Source organism: Streptomyces sp. NPDC042100 (assembly GCF_055582325.1).
Genome location: NZ_JBVJDK010000014.1, coordinates 73,702 through 91,654 on the forward strand (window position 1 = coordinate 73,702; position 17,953 = coordinate 91,654).

Genomic DNA, 17,953 nt, shown 5'->3' on the forward strand with positions numbered 1-17,953 from the left:
CGTGGCTCACCGGGCGGGCGGCGCGCGGGAGTTCGGCGGCGGTCGGCGGGGCGGCGGGCGAGGGCGTCTCGGCGGCCCGCCGACCGCCGGCCGCGCCGTCCCGGCGCACCGGGTCGGCCGTGACCGGCGCGGTGGTGTCGCGCCGGGAGGAGGTCTCCGCGACGGTCGCCGGGGTCACGGGGCGGCTCACCGGCCCGGCGGGACCCACCGGCCCGGTGGCGCGCGGCGGCTGCGCGCCGGTCGGGCGCGTGACGGCGCGGCTCGACGGCCCGGCGGCGCCCGAGGGCACCCCGCCGGCCCGCTGCACGGTCGGCGCGGCCTCGGCGCCCGTCGGCCCGGCCGCGCGCGCGGACTCCGGGGCCGTGTCCGGCGCGGCGGTGCGCGAAGGCACCTCCGGGGTCCGCCGTACGGCCGGAGCGCTGACCGGGCCCACGGGCTCGGCCGCCCGCGAGGCCGCCCGCGAGGCGGCCCGCTGCACGCCCCGGGGCTCCCCGGCCGTCACGGCACCGGAGGTCACCCCGCCCGCGACCCCGGCGGCACCCGCCGCCCCCGCGTCCGCCACCGGCGGGCGCACCGGCAGCCGTACCGCCGGCAGGTCCGGCGCGGCGGGCTGGTCCCGGGGGACGCGGACGGCGTCCAGGAGGAGGCCGCCGGGGGCCGCCGGGGTGCGGCCGTGGCCCGGTTCACGGTGGAAGGACGGGTTCCCGTGGGTCGCGAGCGCGGCGGAGAAGGACGGGTCGGCGACCCGGCTCGGCGGGGCAAGAACGCGCTGGACCGGCGGCAGCGCCGCCCACGCGTCGCCCGGAGCGCGCCGGGGCGCCGCGACCGGCTCCGCCGCCCCGGCGGGCGCCGTCGCACCGTCCGCGTCCCGTCGCGACCTCCACCTGCCGAACATCCCCATCCTTCCCGTGTCCCCTTCTCTTCCCGCTCCGCCTGCTCGGCCTGCTCCGCTTGCTGGGCCTGCGCGGCCTCTTCCTCTTCTCTCCTCAGCCCTGCGGTCAGCCCTGGGCCGCCCGCTCCACGAGCGTCGCCGCCCGTTCCACGTACCGCCGCCGGTCCCCGTGCTCCAGGTCCAGCACGGAGTCGAGGGACCAGTGGAAGTGGTAGGCGAGGTACGCGGCCTCCTCCTCGATCCGGTCGGCCGCGTACGTCACGATTCCCCCAGGCGGCTCCCGGCCAGCTCGACCTCGAAGGACTCCGAGCAGTGCGGGCAGGCCACGGCGGCCCGGGTGTGGCCCTCCGCGTTGATCTGCCGGTAGAAGTCCTGGAGGAACGCCAGGTCGGAGGCGAACATGTTCTCCACCGTCCCGTCGTGCACCGACGGCAGTGTGCCGAGCCGGGTGACGACCCGGCCCAGCAGCACGACCGAGAGGTACGCGGGGTTCTCCCGTACCCGGACGTCACGCAGCGGGACCAGCTCGTCCCGCGCCGTGGCCAGCCGCATGGCGCCCCGGCGGTGGACGGTGCCGGACTCGTCGACGTAACCGCGCGGGAGCTCGAACTCGAACTCCGTGCGCAGGGGTTCTGCGGGAGCGGACGCCAGGGCGCCCCCAGGGCCTTCGCGTCGCATTACTCGATGACCAGCTCTTCGAACACGATGGTGACGGACTCGGTGAGCGCGGCGGCGTCGCCCGCCTTGACCCCGCTCGTGTCGACCTTGCTGCACCAGGCGTTGCGCAGGTTGTACCGCTTCACCGGGTTGTTCTGGTAGTCCATCATCATGATCGTGGCGTTCTTGCGGGCGGAGCCCATGTCGCCGGCGATGGACTGGTTGATCCACTCGTTGAAGGTCGCGCTCTGCGTCATGCCGCGCACGACCGTGCACTGACCGGCCTTCTTCACGCCGGGCATCTTCTTCACGACCGGCTTGCCGTCCGCCGAGACCTGCTGGTACTCGATGACGTCCTGCTCCATCGACAGGCCGTTGACCTCCTGGAGGTACTCGACCATGACGCCGTCGATCTGGAGGCCGAAATTATGGGTGGTGAGAGCGTCACCGGGCTGCAGGGACATGGTGTGGGGTCACTCCTTGGTTCTTGTTCGATGCTCTGCGGGTCGGGCGGGGTGCCGGGAGGGAGGCCGGGCGGAAGGGCCGGGCCTACTCCTCCAGTTCGCCCCCGCCGCCCTGGAACTGCGCCAGGCGGAAGACGACGAACTCCGCGGGCTTCACCGGCGCGATGCCGATCTCGCAGACCACGCGGCCGACGTCCACGGACTCCGGCGGGTTGGTCTCCTCGTCGCACTTCACGTAGAACGCGTCCTCGGGCCGCTGCCCGAAGAGCGCCCCGGAGCGCCACTCGTTCACCAGGAACGCCGAGATGTTGCGGCGGATCCGCGCCCACAGGGCCTGGTCGTTCGGCTCGAAGACGACCCACTGGGTGCCGATCAGGATCGACTCTTCGAGGTAGTTGAAGTAGCGGCGCACGTTGAGGTAGCGCCACGCCGGGTCGGAGGCCAGCGTGCGGGCGCCCCACACGCGGATGCCGCGGCCCGGGAAGGCCCGGATGCAGTTGACGCCGACCGGGTTGAGCAGGTCCTGCTCGCCGCGGGTGATCTGGAGCTCCAGGTCCACCGCGCCGCGCACGATCTCGTTGGCGGGCGCCTTGTGCACGCCGCGCTCGGAGTCGTTGCGGGCCCACACGCCGGCCATGTGGCCCGACGGCGGGACGATACGGGTCTGGCCGGTGGCCGGGTCGAAGGCCTTGATCCACGGGTAGTAGAGCGCCGCGTAGCGCGAGTCGTAGCCGGCGGTCTCCTGCCGCCAGGTGCGCACGTCGCGGGCGTTCAGGGCGGGCGGCGGGTCGAGCAGCGCCATCCGGTCGCCCATGAGCTCGCAGTGCGCGATCAGCCCCAGCTGCACGGCCTTGACCTGCTCCAGGTCGATCAGGCCCTGCTGGTAGGCGGCCATCAGGTCGGGCACGGCCACCATGGTGATCTCGTCGTACGCCTCCAGGCCGCCGAAGCCGGTGCGGTCCGCCGAGTCGCCGATGAACCGGCCCGAGTCCAGGGCCTGGCCCCGGCCGGAGCCGGCCGAGGGCACCGGCAGCGGCGCCGGGGCGGGCGGGGCCAGGGTCACGGTCTGCGCCTCGGGGCGGGCGAGCGCGGCGCCGGCCGCGGCCTCCTCCACCACGATCGTCTTCGACCGCTGCCGCACCTGCGTGACCACGAAGTTGCGGGCGCTCTTCTTCGCGCTCACCTCGAAGGTCTCGACGGCCTTGTCGCCGTCCTTCACGACCAGCTTGAAGCGCTCGGCTCCCTCCGGGTCGCCCTCCGCGTCCTGCACCTCGACGGTCAGCGTGCCCTCGGGCCCGGAACCGGCGGCGATCGCGGCGACCCGGAAGGAGCCGAGCGCGACGGCGGCGCCCGGCAGCAGCTCCTTCGGGGCGCCCGCACCGCTCGTGTCCGAGGCGGACGGCAGCGCGCCGGAGGCGTCCCCGCCGCCGACCCGCACGATGTACGCGGCGGTGCCCCCGTTGTTGAAGAAGCCGTAGACGGAGTGCGCCAGGTAGTACCCGTCCGTGAAGTCGCCGAAGGAGGCCACGTACTGCGACCAGTTGGTCACCAGCGTCGGCTCGTGCAGCGGTCCGGTCGGCGCCAGGCCGACGAACGCGGCGACGGAGGTGCCGACGCCCTCGATGGGACGGGAGCCGCTGGCGACTTCCTCGACGTAGACACCGGGGGAGAGGTAGGTGGGCATGGGTACGTGCGCTCCTGGAGGGGTACCGAGGACGGGAAAGGGGCGGTGACGCTTCCGACTCTCTCCCGCCCCCGGGCCCCGGCGCGTGGTCGAACGGGCGGCGCCGAGGGCAGCGATCGCTGCCTCACCGGACACCCGGAAGGGCAGTCCGTACGGAAGGGCAGCCGGGCCTGCCCCCGGCCCGGGACCTTCGGACACGCCCGCGCGCGCCCCCCGCCCGTAGCCTGCGGCCCATGACCATCTGGACCTCTCTGGACCCGGCCGCCGTGGCCGTCGAGCCCGGTTCCCGGGCCACCGCCCGGCTGCGGGTGCGGAACACCGGCGACACCGTCGAGGAGTACCGGCTCTCCCTCGTCGGCAGGCCCGCGGGCTGGGGCCGCGTCGAACCCGATGTACTGCGCCTCTATCCGGGTGCGGAGGGGACCGCGGAGATCTCGTTCGCCCCGCCGCGCAGCCCCGACGCGGAGGCCGGCCCCGCCGCCTACGGCATCCGGGTCGAACCCCGCGAGAACGGCGCCGTGCGCGACGTCGTCGAAGGGCAGCTGACCATCGCGCCCTTCACCGAGATCCGTGCCGAACTCCTCCCGCCCGCCCTGACCGGGCGCTTCCGGGGCAAGGCCCGGGTCGCCGTCGACAACCTCGGCAACACCCCCGTGACGGCCTCCCTGGTGGCCCGCGACGAGACCGACGCCCTGGAGTTCGACCTGGCGCCGAACGCCGTGCGCGTCGACCCGGGCCGTGCCGCCTTCGCCGAACTGGGGCTGCGGCCCCGGGACATCCGGTGGACCGGCGGCGAGCAGAGCCACCGCTTCACCCTGGCGCTGCGCCGCTCGGGCGACGACTCCGGGCAGGAGCTGGAGGGCACCTTCGCCCAGCGGCCCGTCGTCGGCGCCTGGCTGATGACGGTCGGCGGACTGCTCGTCGCGGGCGCCGTCGCCTTCGCGGTGCTCTGGTTCGGCTTCTCGCCCAAGATCGGCAGCTCGGCCAAGGAGCTGATGGCCTCCGGCGCCCCCAACCCCGTGCAGCAGGGCGACGGGACGAACCTCCCGACGCCCCCGCCGGCGCCCCCGGGCACCGGCGACGCCGCGGGCACCGGACCCGGCGGCGCGTCGCCGCCGCCCGCCGACGGCGGGAACCCCGACGGCGGCGGCGCCCCGCCGCCCGCCACCGGTGACGGCGGCGGTGGCGGCGGTGGCACCACCGGTGGCAACCAGGGCGGCGGCCCCGCACAGCAGCCCCGCACCCAGACGCCCGCCAAGGTCGGCCCGCCCTGGGGGCCCGGCTACCAGAAGGACCGCGTCGTCGAGTTCGCCCAGGAACGCCTGGTCAAGCTGAAGAACGCGTGCAGCCCCCGCGGCACCTTCACCCGCGGCGTGATCGACGCCCCGACCCGTGCCTCCCTGGTCTGCTACCAGAACGCCGTCGACGACAGCGGCAAGAACCCCCACAAGATCCTCAGCGTCGACGCAGAGGGCACACTCGGCCCGGCCACGCTGACCTCGCTGTGGATGCAGGGGGTCACCCCCGACGACGTCAAGCGCGGCGGCTGGGAGACGACCCGCTTCATGGCCGCCTTCTACTGGGCCATGAACGGCACCTTCGACGCCCACGACATGGACGTCGCACGGGCCAACGCGGACCTCGGCATCGACTACTTCCGCAACGGCGTGACGGGCCCCTCCACCAGCTACAACTCCAATGTCATCGCGCACGTCCGCGACTACCAGAAGGCCATGGGCCTGTCGGTGAACGGCACCATCGACTGGCCCACCATCCGCACCATGCTCGGCGGCGGCGTGATCTGGCGCCCCTGACAGACCGAGGAGGCCCGCGCGTGCCACCCGGCGGGCCTCCTCCTCATCTCTCCCGTGACGCCGCTACGGAGCCCAGGGCACCCCGGCGTCCGGCAGCAGCCGGCCCGCCTTCTGGTACTCGCGCCGGGCCCCCGCCCGTACGTCGTCCCCGGTCACCGGGCCGCCCCGGCCCGCCGCCAGATAGCCGGCGGTCACCGCCGCCGAGCGGATCGCGCCGCCCGCCAGCTCGAAGCCCTTCGCGCACTCCGCGAGCGCGTCCGCGAGGTCCGGCGCCTGCGGGGCGCCTGCCAGACACGCCTCCCACAGCGCCACCCGCTGCTCCGGGTCCGGGAACGGGAAGTCCACCACCAGGTCGAGCCGGCGGGTGAACGCCTCGTCGATGTTGGCCCGCAGATTGGTCGTCAGCACCGCGATCCCGTCGAAGGACTCAAGACGCTGGAGCAGATAGGCGCTCTCCAGGTTGGCGTACCGGTCGTGCGAGCTGCGCACCTCGGAACGCTTGCCGAAGACGGCGTCGGCCTCGTCGAAGAGCAGCACGCAGTCGGTCCGGTCGACCTCGGCGAAGATCCGCTCCAGGTTCTTCTCCGTCTCGCCCACGTACTTGTCGACGACCGACGACAGGTCCACCACATAGAGGTCCAGGCCGAGTTCGCCCGCGACGACCTCGGCGCCCAGCGTCTTTCCGGTGCCGGACTCCCCGGCGAACAGGGCCACCACGCCCCGCCCGCGCCCGCCGCCGGTGCGCAGCCGCCAGCCCCCGAGCACCCTGTCCCGGTGCCGGGCCCGCCCGGTCAGCTCGCGCAGCAGCCCCAGCGGCTCCTCGGGCAGCACCAGGTCGTCGAAGCCGACGGCGGGGCGCACCCGCCGGGCGTGGCTGTCGAGCAGCGGCGCCGACATCAGGCGCGCCCCGCGCTGCACGTGCGCGGCCGTCAGCTCAGACCCCTCGAAGGAGGCGAGCGCCAGCGCCGAACGGGCCGCCCGGCGGATGGGACCGCCGCCGAGCCGGTACGGGGCGACCGCCTCGGCCAGGTCGAACGCGGGCTCTCCGGTGCCGAGTTCGCGCCGCCACAGCTCGGCCGAGCCGGCCGCGTCGGCGGGCGCCTCCAGTGCCAGCGGCTCCACCTGCGGCGCCCAGCGCGGATCCGGGGCGTCGGTCCCGGCGAACACGACGGTCGCGTCCGGCACCGCCAGCGCCCGCACCAGCGGACCGGCGTCCCGGGGCAGCGGCTCGACCACGACGGCCGCCCCCCGCAGCCGGGCCTCCCGCAGCAGTACGGTCCCGAGGGCGCCGTCGGCGTCCCCGGCGCCCGCGCGCAGCCGGAGCACCGGCACGCCCGCGCCGCACAGCGCCTCGGCGACGGCGTCGGCGCCGCTGCCGGGGGTCCGTTCCCGCAGGTGCACGGCGACCGGCGCGGCGGCGAGGATCCGGCCGGCGAGCTCGTCCAGCGCCCCGGCCACCGGGGCCGTCCCCGGCGGGGCGGGCGGCAGCAGCTCCACCCCGGCGCCCGGCAGCAGCGCGTCCAGCCGCCCGTCGTCGCCGAGCAGATGGGCCACCACCCGCTCCGGCACCCGCAGCGCCCGCCCCGGCAGCGGCCGCTCCTCGTCCTCGACGAGCAGCAGGCCCCCGGCGCACAGCGGCGCGGCCGGGTGGAAGCGGTCGCGGGCGGCGGGCTGGTGCGGGCCGGTGCCCGCGAGCCCGAGGGCGAGCGCCACCGTCGCCCGGCGTCGGCCGACGTCGTCGTTGAGATACCCGAACAGCGGCTCGAAGGCCCGGTCCACGTCGGGCGCGAGGGCGGTCAGCAGGACGTGGACGTCGAGCGGGACGAGCCCGAAGGCACGCGCGAGCGCGCCGAGCCGGCCGTCCGCGTCCGCCTCCGGGCCTGGGCCCGTCTCCGGTCCCGGAACCGCGTCCGTTCCGGCGTCCGTCCCCGCTCCCGTCCCCGCTCCCGTCCCCGCTTCCTCCGCCGGGTCCGGCGCGCCGAGCGGGCGGGCGGCGGAGCGCAGGGCCGACTCGGGGGTCAGGTACAGGCCGCGCAGCGGGTCGGCGGCGGTCGGGTCCCCGGCGGCGCGGTCCTCGACCACGCCCCGCACCCGCTCCCGCAGCGCCGCGAGCCGTGCGGTCAGGCCGGCGGCGCTCACGGCAGGTACTCCGTCCGCCGGACCATGCGGGGCGCGGAGTCCGACGGCACCCCGTCGGAGCCGCGCACGGTGACCGCCATGCCCTCGGTGACCGGCGGCGCCACGTCGTACACCGGGACGACCGGGAACGGGGTGGTGATCACCACGTCCAGCGAGGGCTTCAGCTCCCCGCCGAGCGCCGACCAGATGTCCGCGAGGGACCGGGACTCGGCCGGCGGGACGGCCACGGTCAGCGGCAGCGCCGGGGTGCCCCCGTCCGCGCGCAGCACCTCGGGGACCACCTCCTGCGGCAGCGCCTCGTGCGGCAGCAGCAGCGCGAGGGCGCCGGACAGCAGCCGGTGCTCGTCCTCCGGGCGGGAGGTCCAGGCGGTCACCAGGTAGGAGAGCCGGAACCAGCGCCGGGGCTGGCGGCGGCGCACCACGGCCCCCCGGGCGTCGCGCTCCGCGTACGCCCCGCGCTCGCGGCGCGCCACGTCCTCCCGGATGTCGAAGAGGTACGCGTTGAGGGTCGGCGCGGTGCGGCGGGCGGCCCAGTCGCGGGTCGGCGGGTCGAAGGAGACGTCCCCGGTGACGGCGGGGGCCAGGAGGCGGCCCAGCGCCTCGTCGATCTCGTGGATCATCAGATGTAGCCCTCGCGGAGTGCGTACGCCACGGCGTGAGCCCGGTTGGCGAGATGGAGCCGCGTCATCAGCGCGTGCAGGATGTTCTTGACGGTGCGCTCGGAGTAGGCGAGCTTCTCGCTGATCTGCCGGGTGTCGAGCCCCTCGGCGAGCAGCCGCAGCACGTCCACCTCGCGCGGGGCCATCCCGAACAGCGGGGCGGTCCCGGTGGTCGCGGTGGTGGTCGCCCGCTGGAGCCGGCCCACCTGGTTGAGCAGCCGGCTGATCAGGTCCGGCGGGAGCTCGCCGTCGCCGCGCGCCGCGCTGTGCACGGCGTTGAGGAGCCGCTGCTCGGTGGCCTGGTGGCGCCAGAGGATCGCGCGCACCCCGTACTCGACGACGGTGAGCAGATCCGGCTCGCGCAGTTCGCCGGCGACGAGCACGACCCGCTGGTCCCCGCCGCGCAGCACGCGCCGCAGCTCGGTCGTGGCGGTCTCGTCGATCCGGTCCGCGAGCATCACGGCGACCGAGGGGGCGCCGTCCCGTCCCTCGCCCGGCTCCTCGGCGGGATGCTCGGGCACCACCTCGATCGTCGGCTGGTGCTGTAAATGGCTGATGAGTCCGGCCCGGCTGAGCGGGTCGGCGGCGTGGACGGTCACTGCCACGCGTGTGGTGAGCATCCCCGGATGCCTGCCCTTCCCCCAAGAATGTGCTGGTGAACGACCGTCGAACAGTCGTTTCATTGGTCTCCACCACATTCACGGGGGGCATTGCCGTCCCGTCGCCGCGCGGCTAACGCCCGGCTAACGCTCCGTCGCCGCCGCCCCGGCCGCCGAGGCCGCCGCGTCGAGCCGGCGCAGCTGCGCCTCGACCCGCTGCACGCCCTCCTTGTAGCCGTGCGCGAGGCCCATCTCCCTGGCCTGTACGAGCAGGGTGGCGGCCTCCTCGGTGCGGCCGAGGTCGATCAGGGCCGTGCCCGCCGTCGCGGTGAGCATGCTGTGCCGTATCCCCACCAGGCCGTTGACGGTGTCGCCGTCCAGGGCCAGCCCCTCGCGCGCGCAGGCCAGCGCCCCGGCCGGGTCGCCGACGGAGAGGAGCTGGCGCGACCGGTGCTCCAGGGCGAGGAGCTCGGTCATCACGTCGCCGGTGCCCCGGACCAGGACGGCGGCCCGCTCGGTGTGCCCGAGGGACTCCTCGCTCACCCCGAAGCGGTCGAGCGCGACGGCCAGGTTCACCAGCGCGGTCGCCTCGCTGGACGCCTCGCCGGCGCGGGCGGCCAGCGGGGGCGCGAGCCGCAGGTGGACCAGGGCCTCGGTGAGCCGGTTCTCCTGGGTGAGGACCCAGCCCAGCAGGGCGCGGACCCGCGACTCGGCGTCGGCGTCCCCCTCCCGGGCCGCCGAGTCGGCCGCCGCCTCCAGGAGCGGCACCCAGGCGTCGTGGCTGTGCCACAGGATGTACGGCCACTGGAGGACCGCGAGCCGCCAGGCCCGGTCGTGCAGACCGGCCGCGCGGGCGGCGGCGACCGCCGCCGCGAGGTTGTCGCGCTCGGCCGCGTACCAGAGCAGGGCCGCGTCCCGCCCGGCGAACTGCGCGGCCGTCCGGGGCAGCCGGGCGTTGGACGGTGCCGCGCAGCACGGCTGGTCGTCCGGCTCGGCGGCGCGGGCGGCGGCCATCGCGGCCAGGGTGTAGTGGTCGAGCAGCCGCAGCAGGGCGTCCTCGTCGGCGTCGAGGCCGCGCGCGTACAGCCGGACCAGGTCGTGCAGGGTGTGCCGGCCGGGCGCGTACTCGGTGAGCAGGTGCGCGTCGCACAGCCGGTCCAGGGCCTCCGCGGCCACCGGCGGGGTCCGGTCGAGCAGCGCCGCCGCCGCGTGCCGGTCCAGGTCGGTCCCCGGCACCACGCCGAGCTGCCGGAACAGCCGCGCGGCCTCGTCGGGCAGGCCCTGCACGGTGAGGCGGAGCGCGGCGGCCACGCCCTGCCCGTCGGCGCACTCGGAGTCGTCCACCGAGAGCAGGGACAGCCGCCGCTGCTCGTCGGCGAGTTCGGCGGCCAGGTCGGCGAGCCGCCAGTGCGGGCGGGCGGCGAGCTGCGCGGCGGTGACCCGCAGCGCGAGCGGCAGCCCGTCGCACAGGGCGGCGAGCCGGCGGGCGGCGGCGGGCTCCGCGTCGACCCGGTCCCCGCCGACGGCCGCGGCCAGCAGCGCGGCCGAGTCGTCGAGCCCCAGCACGCCGAGCGGCACCGGGCGGGCCAGCTCGCTGACGACCAGCCCGCCGAGCCGCAGCCGCGAGGTGACCACGGTCGCGCAGCGCGCCCCGGCCGGGAGCAGCGGGCGGGCCCGGTCGGCGCTGCGCACGTTGTCGAGGACGACGAGCAGCGCCCGGTCCTCGGTGAGCGAGCGGTAGAGCGCGGCGGCGGCCGTCGGCGACTCGGGCACCTGGCGGGGCGGCACGCCGAGCGCGGGCAGGAACTCGCGCAGGACGTCGGAGCTGTCGACGCCGTCGTCCTGGCTGAAGCCGCGCAGGTCGGCGTAGAGCACGCCGTCGGGGTAGTGGGCGGCGCGCCGGTGCGCCCAGTTGAGGGCGAGCGCGGTCTTGCCGACCCCGGCGGGGCCGGTGACGAGCGCGACCCGGGCGCGCTCGACGGCGGTGTCGAGGGCGGCCAGCTCGCGGGCGCGGCCGAGGAAGCCGCGCGGGGCGCGGGGCAGCAGGTCGGGGGCGGGCAGGGCCGCGGCGGGGGGCGCGGGCTCGGCGGCGGGGGCGGACTCCGGCGCTCCGGGCCACTCGGCGGGCCCGCCGGAGACCGGGGCGTCGCCGGCGGTGGCCGGCGCGGCGGGCGGGGTGCCGCGCAGCACGGCCTCGTACGCGGCGCGCAGCGCGGGCCCCGGGTCCACACCGAGCTCGTCGGCGAGCTGGGTCCGGGTGCGGTGGTAGCAGTCGAGGGCGTCCGACTGGTGCCCGGCCCGGTAGAGCGACAGCATCAGGGCCGCCGCGAGGGACTCGCGCAGCGGATTGGCCGCCGACTCGGCGCGCAGCAGCGCGGCCGCCTTCACGTGCTCGCCGAGCCGCCCGTAGGCCGCGGCGAGCTGCTCGACGGTGACCAGCCGGGTCTCCTCCAGCGCGCGGGCCGCCATCAGCAGCGGCTCGCTGGCCACGGTCCCGGTGAGGGCGGGGCCGCGCCACAGCGAGAGCGCCTCGCGCAGCATCAGGACCGCGTCCCCGGGGTGCTTCTGGTGCCCGGCGAGCTGGACCAGCTCCTCGAAGCGGTGGGCGTCCAGGAGGTGGTCGGGCATCCGCAGCTCGTAGGCCTGCCCGTGGGTGGCGAGCTCGACCCCGTAGTGGTCGGCGCCGCCCTGCTCGAACAGGGCCCGCAGCCGAGAGACGTGCCCCTGGACGACGGTGCGGGCCCGCGCGGGCGGGCGCTCGTCCCAGACGGCGTCGATCAGCCGGTCCACGGGCACGACGGCGTTCGCGCGCAGCAGCAGCGCGGCGAGGACGCCGCGCCGTTTGGCGGGGCCGAGTGGCAGCTCGCCTTCCTCGGTCGCGATGGACACCGTCCCGAGCAGGCGGAACTCCACCCGGCCCTCCTTCTACCGATTCCGTGGGCCCTCCAGTATCACCGCCCGGCCCTCCCAGACCTTTGTCGGGACCCTCCAGTTGTCCGGAACCGGACCGCCCCGGTGCTGTTCGGCTTGATCACCACGGCCGCCCGGGCCGGTTCCGCTCGGCCCCCGGGCCTCAGGCGTTCGGGTCGAAGGGGATGCCGGCGGGCATCGAGCGGCCGAGGTGGTAGGCGAAGTCGACGTCCCGGATCTTGAGCGTGGCGGAGCCGAAATCGGCGCCCGTCAGACGGTCGCGGAGGCCGGCCGGGTAGCCGTTCCAGCCGACCAGGCGCGGGTAGAACCAGCCCCCGGTGGCGTTCTCGATGCGGTCGTCGTCCGCGTTGGCGAAGCGGAAGCAGTGGGTCGAGGCGCCGTCCTTGTGGTAGACGATCTTGGGGTGGGTGCCGTCGAAGCGGACCGCCGAGCGGGCCGCGACCTGGTAGCCGCTGTGCTGGGAGACCGAGACGTACCGCACCTGGTCGTCGCTGATCCACACCACCACGTGCTCCCAGTCGTGGGTGTGGCCGATGGCCAGCGGGCCCCAGGTGGCCTGGTCCTTCTCGAAGTAGCTGGCGTACATGACGGCGCACCAGCCGTTGTTGCACTTGGCGCGCGAGTAGCTGTTCGCCGAGGCGAGCTGGGCCGGGTCGTGGCACTTGCCGTTCACCGTGCCGCCGAGCTTCAGGCCCGGGTTGAGGGTGCCGTCCGCGCCGATGGCGGCGGTCACGTAGCAGCCGTCGGTGTCGAAGTCGTACGCCGGGGCGAAGGTCTGGTCCAGGCCGTCGGCGTTCTGCGGCAGCGGCGGCAGCACGGCGGCGTGGGCGGTGGCGGGGACGCCGAGCACGAGGGCCAGGGCGCACAGCAGGGCGGCGAGGGCGGCGGGGGCGGAGCGCCGGGGGCGTCCGGATATCAGGTGCACGTCAACTCCTCGGGTGGGGGTGGGCCGACGCTCGCAGCCCGCCCCTCGGGGCGTCAACCACCGTGCGGGGAACGGGGGGTTACGGGTGGGGCGCGCGGGGGGCGCGCGACGCGTCAAGCCGGCGGGCCGGGTTCGCCGGATCGTGTGGGAGGCGGCGGTTGCGGGCGGAACCCGGCCCCGGGCGCGGCAGGATCGTCAGCGGTCGGGGTCGTCCTGAACGGGAGCTGTGGGGGCTCCTGGACCCCGTGCCCGGAGAGCGTCGTGCGCCGACGTCGCCGCTCTCGGCCGCCCCCGGACCCGGCTTCGCTCCGGGGGCGGCGCCGCATCGGGGGCCGGCTCACACCGCCCCGGCGGACAGCTCCTCGATCAGCCGCGCGACGGTCTCCGGCTGCCGCAGGGTCGGATAGTGGTCGCAGCCGGCCAGACGGACGAGGCGGCAGCCGGGGATCCGGGCGGCCATCTCCTCGTTGCAGCGCACGACCACGGGCTGGTCGAGCTCTCCCAGCGCCAGCAGGGTCGGCGCCGCGATCTCGCCGAGCCGGCCGAAGGCCGGGGCGTCCGTCCGCTGGTGCCCGACGTTCGCGAACCAGGCCGGCAGCACGCCCCGCAGCTGCGCGGCGGCCACCGGATCCGTCTCCGGGGTGCCGCCGCCCGCCCCGCCCCAGGTGGCGAGGCCGAGCCGCACGATGCCCTCCAGGTCCCCGGCCTTCGCGAAGCGCTCCAGCTCCTCGTAGAACCGCGCCTCCTCCAGTCCCGGGTAGCCCGTGACCCCCGGCACGAACAGCGCGAGGCCCGCGACCCGCTCGGGCTGGTCCAGGGTGAGGCCGATCGAGGCGGCCCCGCCCATGCTGGAGCCCACCAGCACCACCCGCTCCAGGCCGAAGTGGTCCAGCACCGCCGCGAGGTCCGCGACCGGGAGGTACGGCACGGTGGGCGCGGGCGAGCGCCCGTATCCCCGGGCGTCGTAGCGGATCACCCGGTGCCGCGCGGCGAGCGCGGGCAGCACCGGGTCCCAGATCGTCGAGTCGCCGACGCCCGGATGGACCAGGACCAGCGGCGGGCCCGCCGCGCCGGCGCCGCCCGTGTCGTCCGCCCAGAGCTCGCCGCCGTCCGTCTTCACCATGGTCTCCATGGGGCAAGTCTCCTCGGGCGGCCCGCCGCGACACCAGCCCGCCTCGCCCACCGGATGCGTCAAGTACCGAGACGGGTCAACGTGCTTGACGATCTGTCAGTAGTGGCGGGAAACCAGCTTGGAGACCCCTACTGGCCGGTTCTACTCTCAAGTCGCTTCGCGCGTCCCCGCTCCACCGCGATGAACCGCACCTCCTCGCACCCCACCGTCGAACACCGAGGAGATCCCCCATGTCCAGGCTGCTCGTCTCCCTGACCGGCCTCGCCGCCGCCACCGCCCTCACCTTCGGCGCCACCGGCACCCAGGCCGCGGCCCCCACCACCCTGCTCCCGGCCGGGCACTCCTTCGCCGCCAAGCTCTCCGGCAAGGCCACCTTCGTGGCCGGGTCCACCACCATGACCTGCACCGTCTCCGCCTCCACACCCACCAGCGGCGCCAACAACGCCGTCCCCGCCGCCCCCGGCAACCACAACGCCGCCGGCCCCGTCACCGTCCCGATCAACCCCCCGACCTTCAGTGGCTGCAGCACCAGCATCGTGGGCGTGAACGCCACCATCACCAGCAACGCCACCAACGGCGCCTGGACCCTGTCCGTCCAGAACGGCACCCCCGTCACCGGCGGCTTCACCATTCCCAAGGGCGGTGTCGTGATCAAGACCAGCGGCCTCGCCAGCTGCACCCTCACCGCCTCGCCCGCCGGGCCCACCGCCGTCAACGGCACCTGGACCAACGGCGCCCCCTCCAGCCTGGCCATCGCGGGCGCGCCCGTCGCCGCGACCGGCACCGGCGGCTTCCTCTGCCCGACCGGCAACCAGTCGGCCACCTTCAGCGCCACCTACCAGTTCACCGACACCACCGCCCCGGCCCAGCAGATCACCGTCACCGGCTGACCCGACCCCGGTCACCGAGCGTCACCCACGCCCCGGGCGCCCGCCCGGGGCGTGGATTCGGCCGCCTCCTCCCCGTCGTGATTTGCTTGACGGACATCCGACCGAAGAAGGCACCCCCATGAACCGCTCGGCCTGCACGGGAGACCCCACCGGCCTCGCCGACCTCAGCGACACCCCGTCGCTCCCGGCCGCGGCGGGCTTCGACGCCATGGAGCTGCCCGAGGCGGTGCTGGAGACCCTCGCCGCCCAGGGCGTCACCGCCCCCTTCCCGATCCAGGCCGCCGCCCTGCCCAGTGCCCTCGCGGGCCGTGACGTGCTCGGCCGGGGGCGTACCGGCTCGGGCAAGACGCTCGCCTTCGGGCTCGCCGTGCTCGCCCGCACCGCGGGCCGCCGCGCCGCCGCCAAGAAGCCGCTCGCCCTCGTCCTCGTCCCCACCCGCGAGCTCGCCCAGCAGGTCACCGAGGCGCTCACGCCCTACGCGCGCGCCCTCGACCTGCGGCTCGCGACCGTCGTCGGCGGGCTCCAGGCGGGCCGCCAGGCCGGCGAGCTGCGCGCCGGAGCCGAGGTCCTCGTCGCCACCCCCGGACGCCTCAAGGACCTCGTCGAGCGCCGCGACTGCCGGCTCGACCAGGTGGCCGTCACCGTCCTCGACGAGGCCGACCAGATGGCCGACCTCGGATTCCTTCCGCAGGTGACGGAACTCCTCGACCAGGTCCCGGCCGGCGGCCAGCGGATGCTCTTCTCGGCCACCCTCGACCAGGACGTCGAGACCCTGGTCGACCGCTACCTCAAGGACCCGGCGGTCCACTCCGCCGACCCGGCCGACGGCTCCGCCGGCACGGCCGAGCACCACGTCCTGCGCGTCCACGGCGGCGACAAGTTCGCCGTCGCCGGGGAGATCGCCGGACGCGAGGGACGCGTGCTGATGTTCCTGCACACCAAGGCGTCCGTCGACCGCTTCACCCGGCAGCTCGTCGCCGCCGGGCTGAAGGCCGCCGCCCTGCACGGCGACAAGTCCCAGCCGCAGCGCACGGCCACCCTGGAGCGGTTCAGGACCGGCGCCGTCACCGTCCTCGTCGCGACCAACGTCGCCGCCCGAGGCCTGCACGTCGACGACCTCGACCTCGTCGTCAACGTGGACCCGCCCACCGACCCCAAGGACTACCTCCACCGCGCGGGCCGCACCGCGCGCGCCGGCGCCTCCGGCGACGTCGTCACCCTCGCCCTGCCCGACCAGCGCCGCGACCTGGCCAGGCTCCTCACGGAGGCGGGTGTCCGCGCCCGCACCGCCGACGTCCGCCCCGGCTCGCCCGAGCTGCTCCGGATCACCGGCGCGAAGGCCGCCGCCGGCGCCCCCGACACCGCCGCCGGCCGCGACCGGCGAGGCGCCGAGTTCCGGGGCCGGGGCACCGTCCCGGGCCGCCCCGGCCGAGGCAAGAACGCCGACCGCAAGACCGCCGACGCCAAGCGCGCCGCCGAGGCCCGCAAGGCCGCCCGGGTGCGTCGCGGCGGCTCCTGACCTCCCGCGCCCCCCGGCTTCCCCGACTCCTCGCGGTTCCCGCCGATCTTCGGCATCCTAGGTGGCCTGAAGTGCGCCCCGGACGGGGCGAGTCGGCGTGTCCAGCGGAGGGGGAGCCGTACCGGATGAGCGGGGACGCAGAGGAAGCAGAGGCCGGGGGCGGCATACCCGTACGACGCGGGAGGCGGCGGCCCCGGGCCCGTACGGTGCTGCTGACCGCCCTCACCCTGCTGGTGGCGGCGGTCCTGCTCACCTCGGGCGTCGGGTACTGGGCCTACGAGCACTACACGGGCCGGGTCCAGCGGATCCCGCAGACCTTCCCCACGAACGCCCCGGTGCCCGCCGCCTCCAAGGGTGGCCAGAACTTCCTGCTGATGGGGCTCGACTCCCGCTCGGACGTCCCCACCACGGGCAGCGACGCCAAGGGCTCGCTCTGGAAGTACGGGGACCAGCGCAGCGACGCCATGATGCTCGTGCACATCCCGGCCGACCACTCCGCCGCCTACGTCGTCTCGCTGCCCCGGGACTCCTGGGTCGACATCCCCGGCCGGGGCCGGGCCAAGCTCAACGCGGCCTTCTCCTGGGGCGGGCCGCCGCTCCTCATCGACACCGTGCAGCGCCTGACCGACGTACGGGTCGACCACTTCGCCGTCATCGACTGGAACGGCTTCCGCAAGCTCACCGACGCCGTCGGCGGCGTCGACATCCTGATGTCCGACGGCGAGCGCCGGCACATGGACGGCGAGCAGGCCCTCGCCTACGTGGGCGAGCGCAAGGACCTGCCCAACGGCGACTTCGACCGCACCCACCGGCAGCAGAACTACCTGCGCACGGTCCTGGAGAAGGTCATGAGCTCCGCGTCCCTCAAGGACCCGCTCCAGCTCAAGAAGACCCTCGACATCTTCACCGAGACCGTCAGCGTCGACGAGCGCTTCGGCGACGGCCAACTGCGCGACCTGGTCTGGAACATGCGCGACGTCCGGGCCGGCGACATGACCTTCATGAACGCCCCCGTGAAGGGCACCGGCATGGTGAGGGGCCAGTCGGTCGTGCACCTCGACACCACCCGCGCGGCCGCCCTCTGGAAGGCGTACCGGGACGACTCCGTCGGCGCGTACGTCGAGAGCAACCCCGTCGACCGGCTGCGCCCCGCCACCAACTGAGCGGCCGTCCGGGCGGACTTGGGTCCGGTCCAAGTCGGGAGCTTGGTCGCGCCCGGGTGCGACCTAAGTCCCTTGAGCGGCCCCGTCCCGTCCCGGAGGCTGGAAGGGACTCACGAGCCAAGGACCGGGACAGATGAGCATCGAGTACATCGGGTACAGCCAGGACACCACTCGCGACCCCAACGGGACGCCTCACCTGATGCGCGGGCGGTGCGGGGCGACCTGGCGGCGCCGCCACAACGGGTACGACCCGGCGACGGGGCAGGACCTCGGCAGCACCACCCGCTTCGGCTTCCCGCCCTGCGAGGCCGGCGAGTCCCCGATCGAGAAGTTCGTCATGACGGCCTGGGGCGACAGCTTCGTCCCGGTCTACCGCTGCGCCGACCACAGCTGAGGCCGGCTGGGCCGGGGGGTGTGCCGGGCCCGGCGCCCCCCCCCGGCCGTACGCGCTATACCTACGTATGCGTCTTACGTATACGTATATG

15 protein-coding genes and 1 pseudogene are annotated in these 17,953 nt (G+C 75.3%); 5 read left to right on the forward strand and 11 right to left on the reverse strand.

The genetic code is table 11. The features are described from left to right. The 5 genes and pseudogenes from ACZ6J5_RS28390 to ACZ6J5_RS28410 form a co-directional block, all read right to left on the reverse strand. Positions 1 to 895: pseudogene (locus ACZ6J5_RS28390) on the reverse strand (hypothetical protein); the annotation flags it as partial. A gap of 103 nt (positions 896 to 998) precedes the next feature. Continuing rightward, positions 999 to 1,154 (reverse strand): DUF6760 family protein, encoded by a 156-nt coding sequence (locus ACZ6J5_RS28395; RefSeq protein ID WP_469396184.1) that lies wholly within the window; start codon positions 1,152 to 1,154, stop codon positions 999 to 1,001. Further along, complete coding sequence (locus tag ACZ6J5_RS28400; RefSeq protein ID WP_469396185.1) at positions 1,151 to 1,570, reverse strand: hypothetical protein; 420 nt, start codon at positions 1,568 to 1,570, stop codon at positions 1,151 to 1,153. The genes ACZ6J5_RS28395 and ACZ6J5_RS28400 overlap by 4 nt, the downstream gene beginning before the upstream one ends. Beyond that, positions 1,570 to 2,013, reverse strand: coding sequence for a phage tail protein (locus ACZ6J5_RS28405; protein ID WP_362470032.1), 444 nt, complete (start codon positions 2,011 to 2,013; stop codon positions 1,570 to 1,572). Before ACZ6J5_RS28405 ends, ACZ6J5_RS28400 begins: the two co-directional genes overlap by 1 nt. 85 nt (positions 2,014 to 2,098) lie before the next feature. Next, positions 2,099 to 3,697, reverse strand: a complete 1,599-nt coding sequence (locus tag ACZ6J5_RS28410; RefSeq protein WP_469396187.1) for a phage tail sheath family protein — start codon at positions 3,695 to 3,697, stop codon at positions 2,099 to 2,101. Between the two features lie 233 nt (positions 3,698 to 3,930). On the opposite strand from ACZ6J5_RS28410, the gene ACZ6J5_RS28415 reads away from it, so the two are divergent. Then, entirely contained in the window at positions 3,931 to 5,511 is a 1,581-nt protein-coding gene (locus ACZ6J5_RS28415) for a COG1470 family protein (RefSeq protein ID WP_469396188.1), read from the forward strand. A 63-nt stretch (positions 5,512 to 5,574) separates the two neighbouring features. Here the strand turns inward: ACZ6J5_RS28415 and ACZ6J5_RS28420 are convergent, their stop codons facing one another. The 6 genes from ACZ6J5_RS28420 to ACZ6J5_RS28445 all read right to left on the reverse strand — a co-directional run bounded on the left by ACZ6J5_RS28420 (position 5,575) and on the right by ACZ6J5_RS28445 (position 13,896). Further along, on the reverse strand, positions 5,575 to 7,650 hold the full coding sequence (locus ACZ6J5_RS28420; protein ID WP_469396190.1) for an ATP-binding protein: 2,076 nt from the start codon (positions 7,648 to 7,650) through the stop codon (positions 5,575 to 5,577). Continuing rightward, a complete protein-coding gene (locus ACZ6J5_RS28425; protein WP_469396192.1) occupies positions 7,647 to 8,270 on the reverse strand; it encodes a Pvc16 family protein in 624 nt (207 codons plus the stop codon). Before ACZ6J5_RS28425 ends, ACZ6J5_RS28420 begins: the two co-directional genes overlap by 4 nt. Continuing rightward, the gene (locus ACZ6J5_RS28430) at positions 8,270 to 8,929 is read right to left on the reverse strand and encodes a helix-turn-helix transcriptional regulator (RefSeq protein WP_469396193.1); all 660 of its coding nucleotides are present in this window, start codon (positions 8,927 to 8,929) and stop codon (positions 8,270 to 8,272) included. Before ACZ6J5_RS28430 ends, ACZ6J5_RS28425 begins: the two co-directional genes overlap by 1 nt. 123 nt (positions 8,930 to 9,052) lie before the next feature. Next, positions 9,053 to 11,821 carry an AfsR/SARP family transcriptional regulator gene (locus ACZ6J5_RS28435; protein WP_469396194.1) on the reverse strand — a complete coding sequence of 923 codons (2,769 nt, stop codon included), beginning with the start codon at positions 11,819 to 11,821 and terminating at the stop codon, positions 9,053 to 9,055. A 160-nt stretch (positions 11,822 to 11,981) separates the two neighbouring features. Next, positions 11,982 to 12,764 carry an NPP1 family protein gene (locus ACZ6J5_RS28440; protein WP_469396196.1) on the reverse strand — a complete coding sequence of 261 codons (783 nt, stop codon included), beginning with the start codon at positions 12,762 to 12,764 and terminating at the stop codon, positions 11,982 to 11,984. Between the two features lie 337 nt (positions 12,765 to 13,101). Further along, a complete protein-coding gene (locus ACZ6J5_RS28445; RefSeq protein ID WP_469396198.1) occupies positions 13,102 to 13,896 on the reverse strand; it encodes an alpha/beta fold hydrolase in 795 nt (264 codons plus the stop codon). A 230-nt stretch (positions 13,897 to 14,126) separates the two neighbouring features. Between ACZ6J5_RS28445 and ACZ6J5_RS28450 the strand changes: the two genes are divergently transcribed. The 4 genes from ACZ6J5_RS28450 (at position 14,127) to ACZ6J5_RS28465 (ending at position 17,862) form a co-directional block, all read left to right on the forward strand. After that, positions 14,127 to 14,786 (forward strand): hypothetical protein, encoded by a 660-nt coding sequence (locus tag ACZ6J5_RS28450; protein ID WP_469396200.1) that lies wholly within the window; start codon positions 14,127 to 14,129, stop codon positions 14,784 to 14,786. 118 nt (positions 14,787 to 14,904) lie between these two features. Continuing rightward, entirely contained in the window at positions 14,905 to 16,305 is a 1,401-nt protein-coding gene (locus ACZ6J5_RS28455; RefSeq protein ID WP_469396201.1) for a DEAD/DEAH box helicase, read from the forward strand. Positions 16,306 to 16,430: 125 nt separating this feature from the next. Continuing rightward, a complete protein-coding gene (locus tag ACZ6J5_RS28460) occupies positions 16,431 to 17,468 on the forward strand; it encodes an LCP family protein (RefSeq protein ID WP_469396203.1) in 1,038 nt (345 codons plus the stop codon). Between the two features lie 133 nt (positions 17,469 to 17,601). Further along, positions 17,602 to 17,862: a hypothetical protein gene (locus ACZ6J5_RS28465; RefSeq protein WP_469396205.1), complete on the forward strand. Its 261-nt coding sequence runs from the start codon at positions 17,602 to 17,604 to the stop codon at positions 17,860 to 17,862. The last annotated feature ends 91 nt before the right edge of the window (positions 17,863 to 17,953 follow it).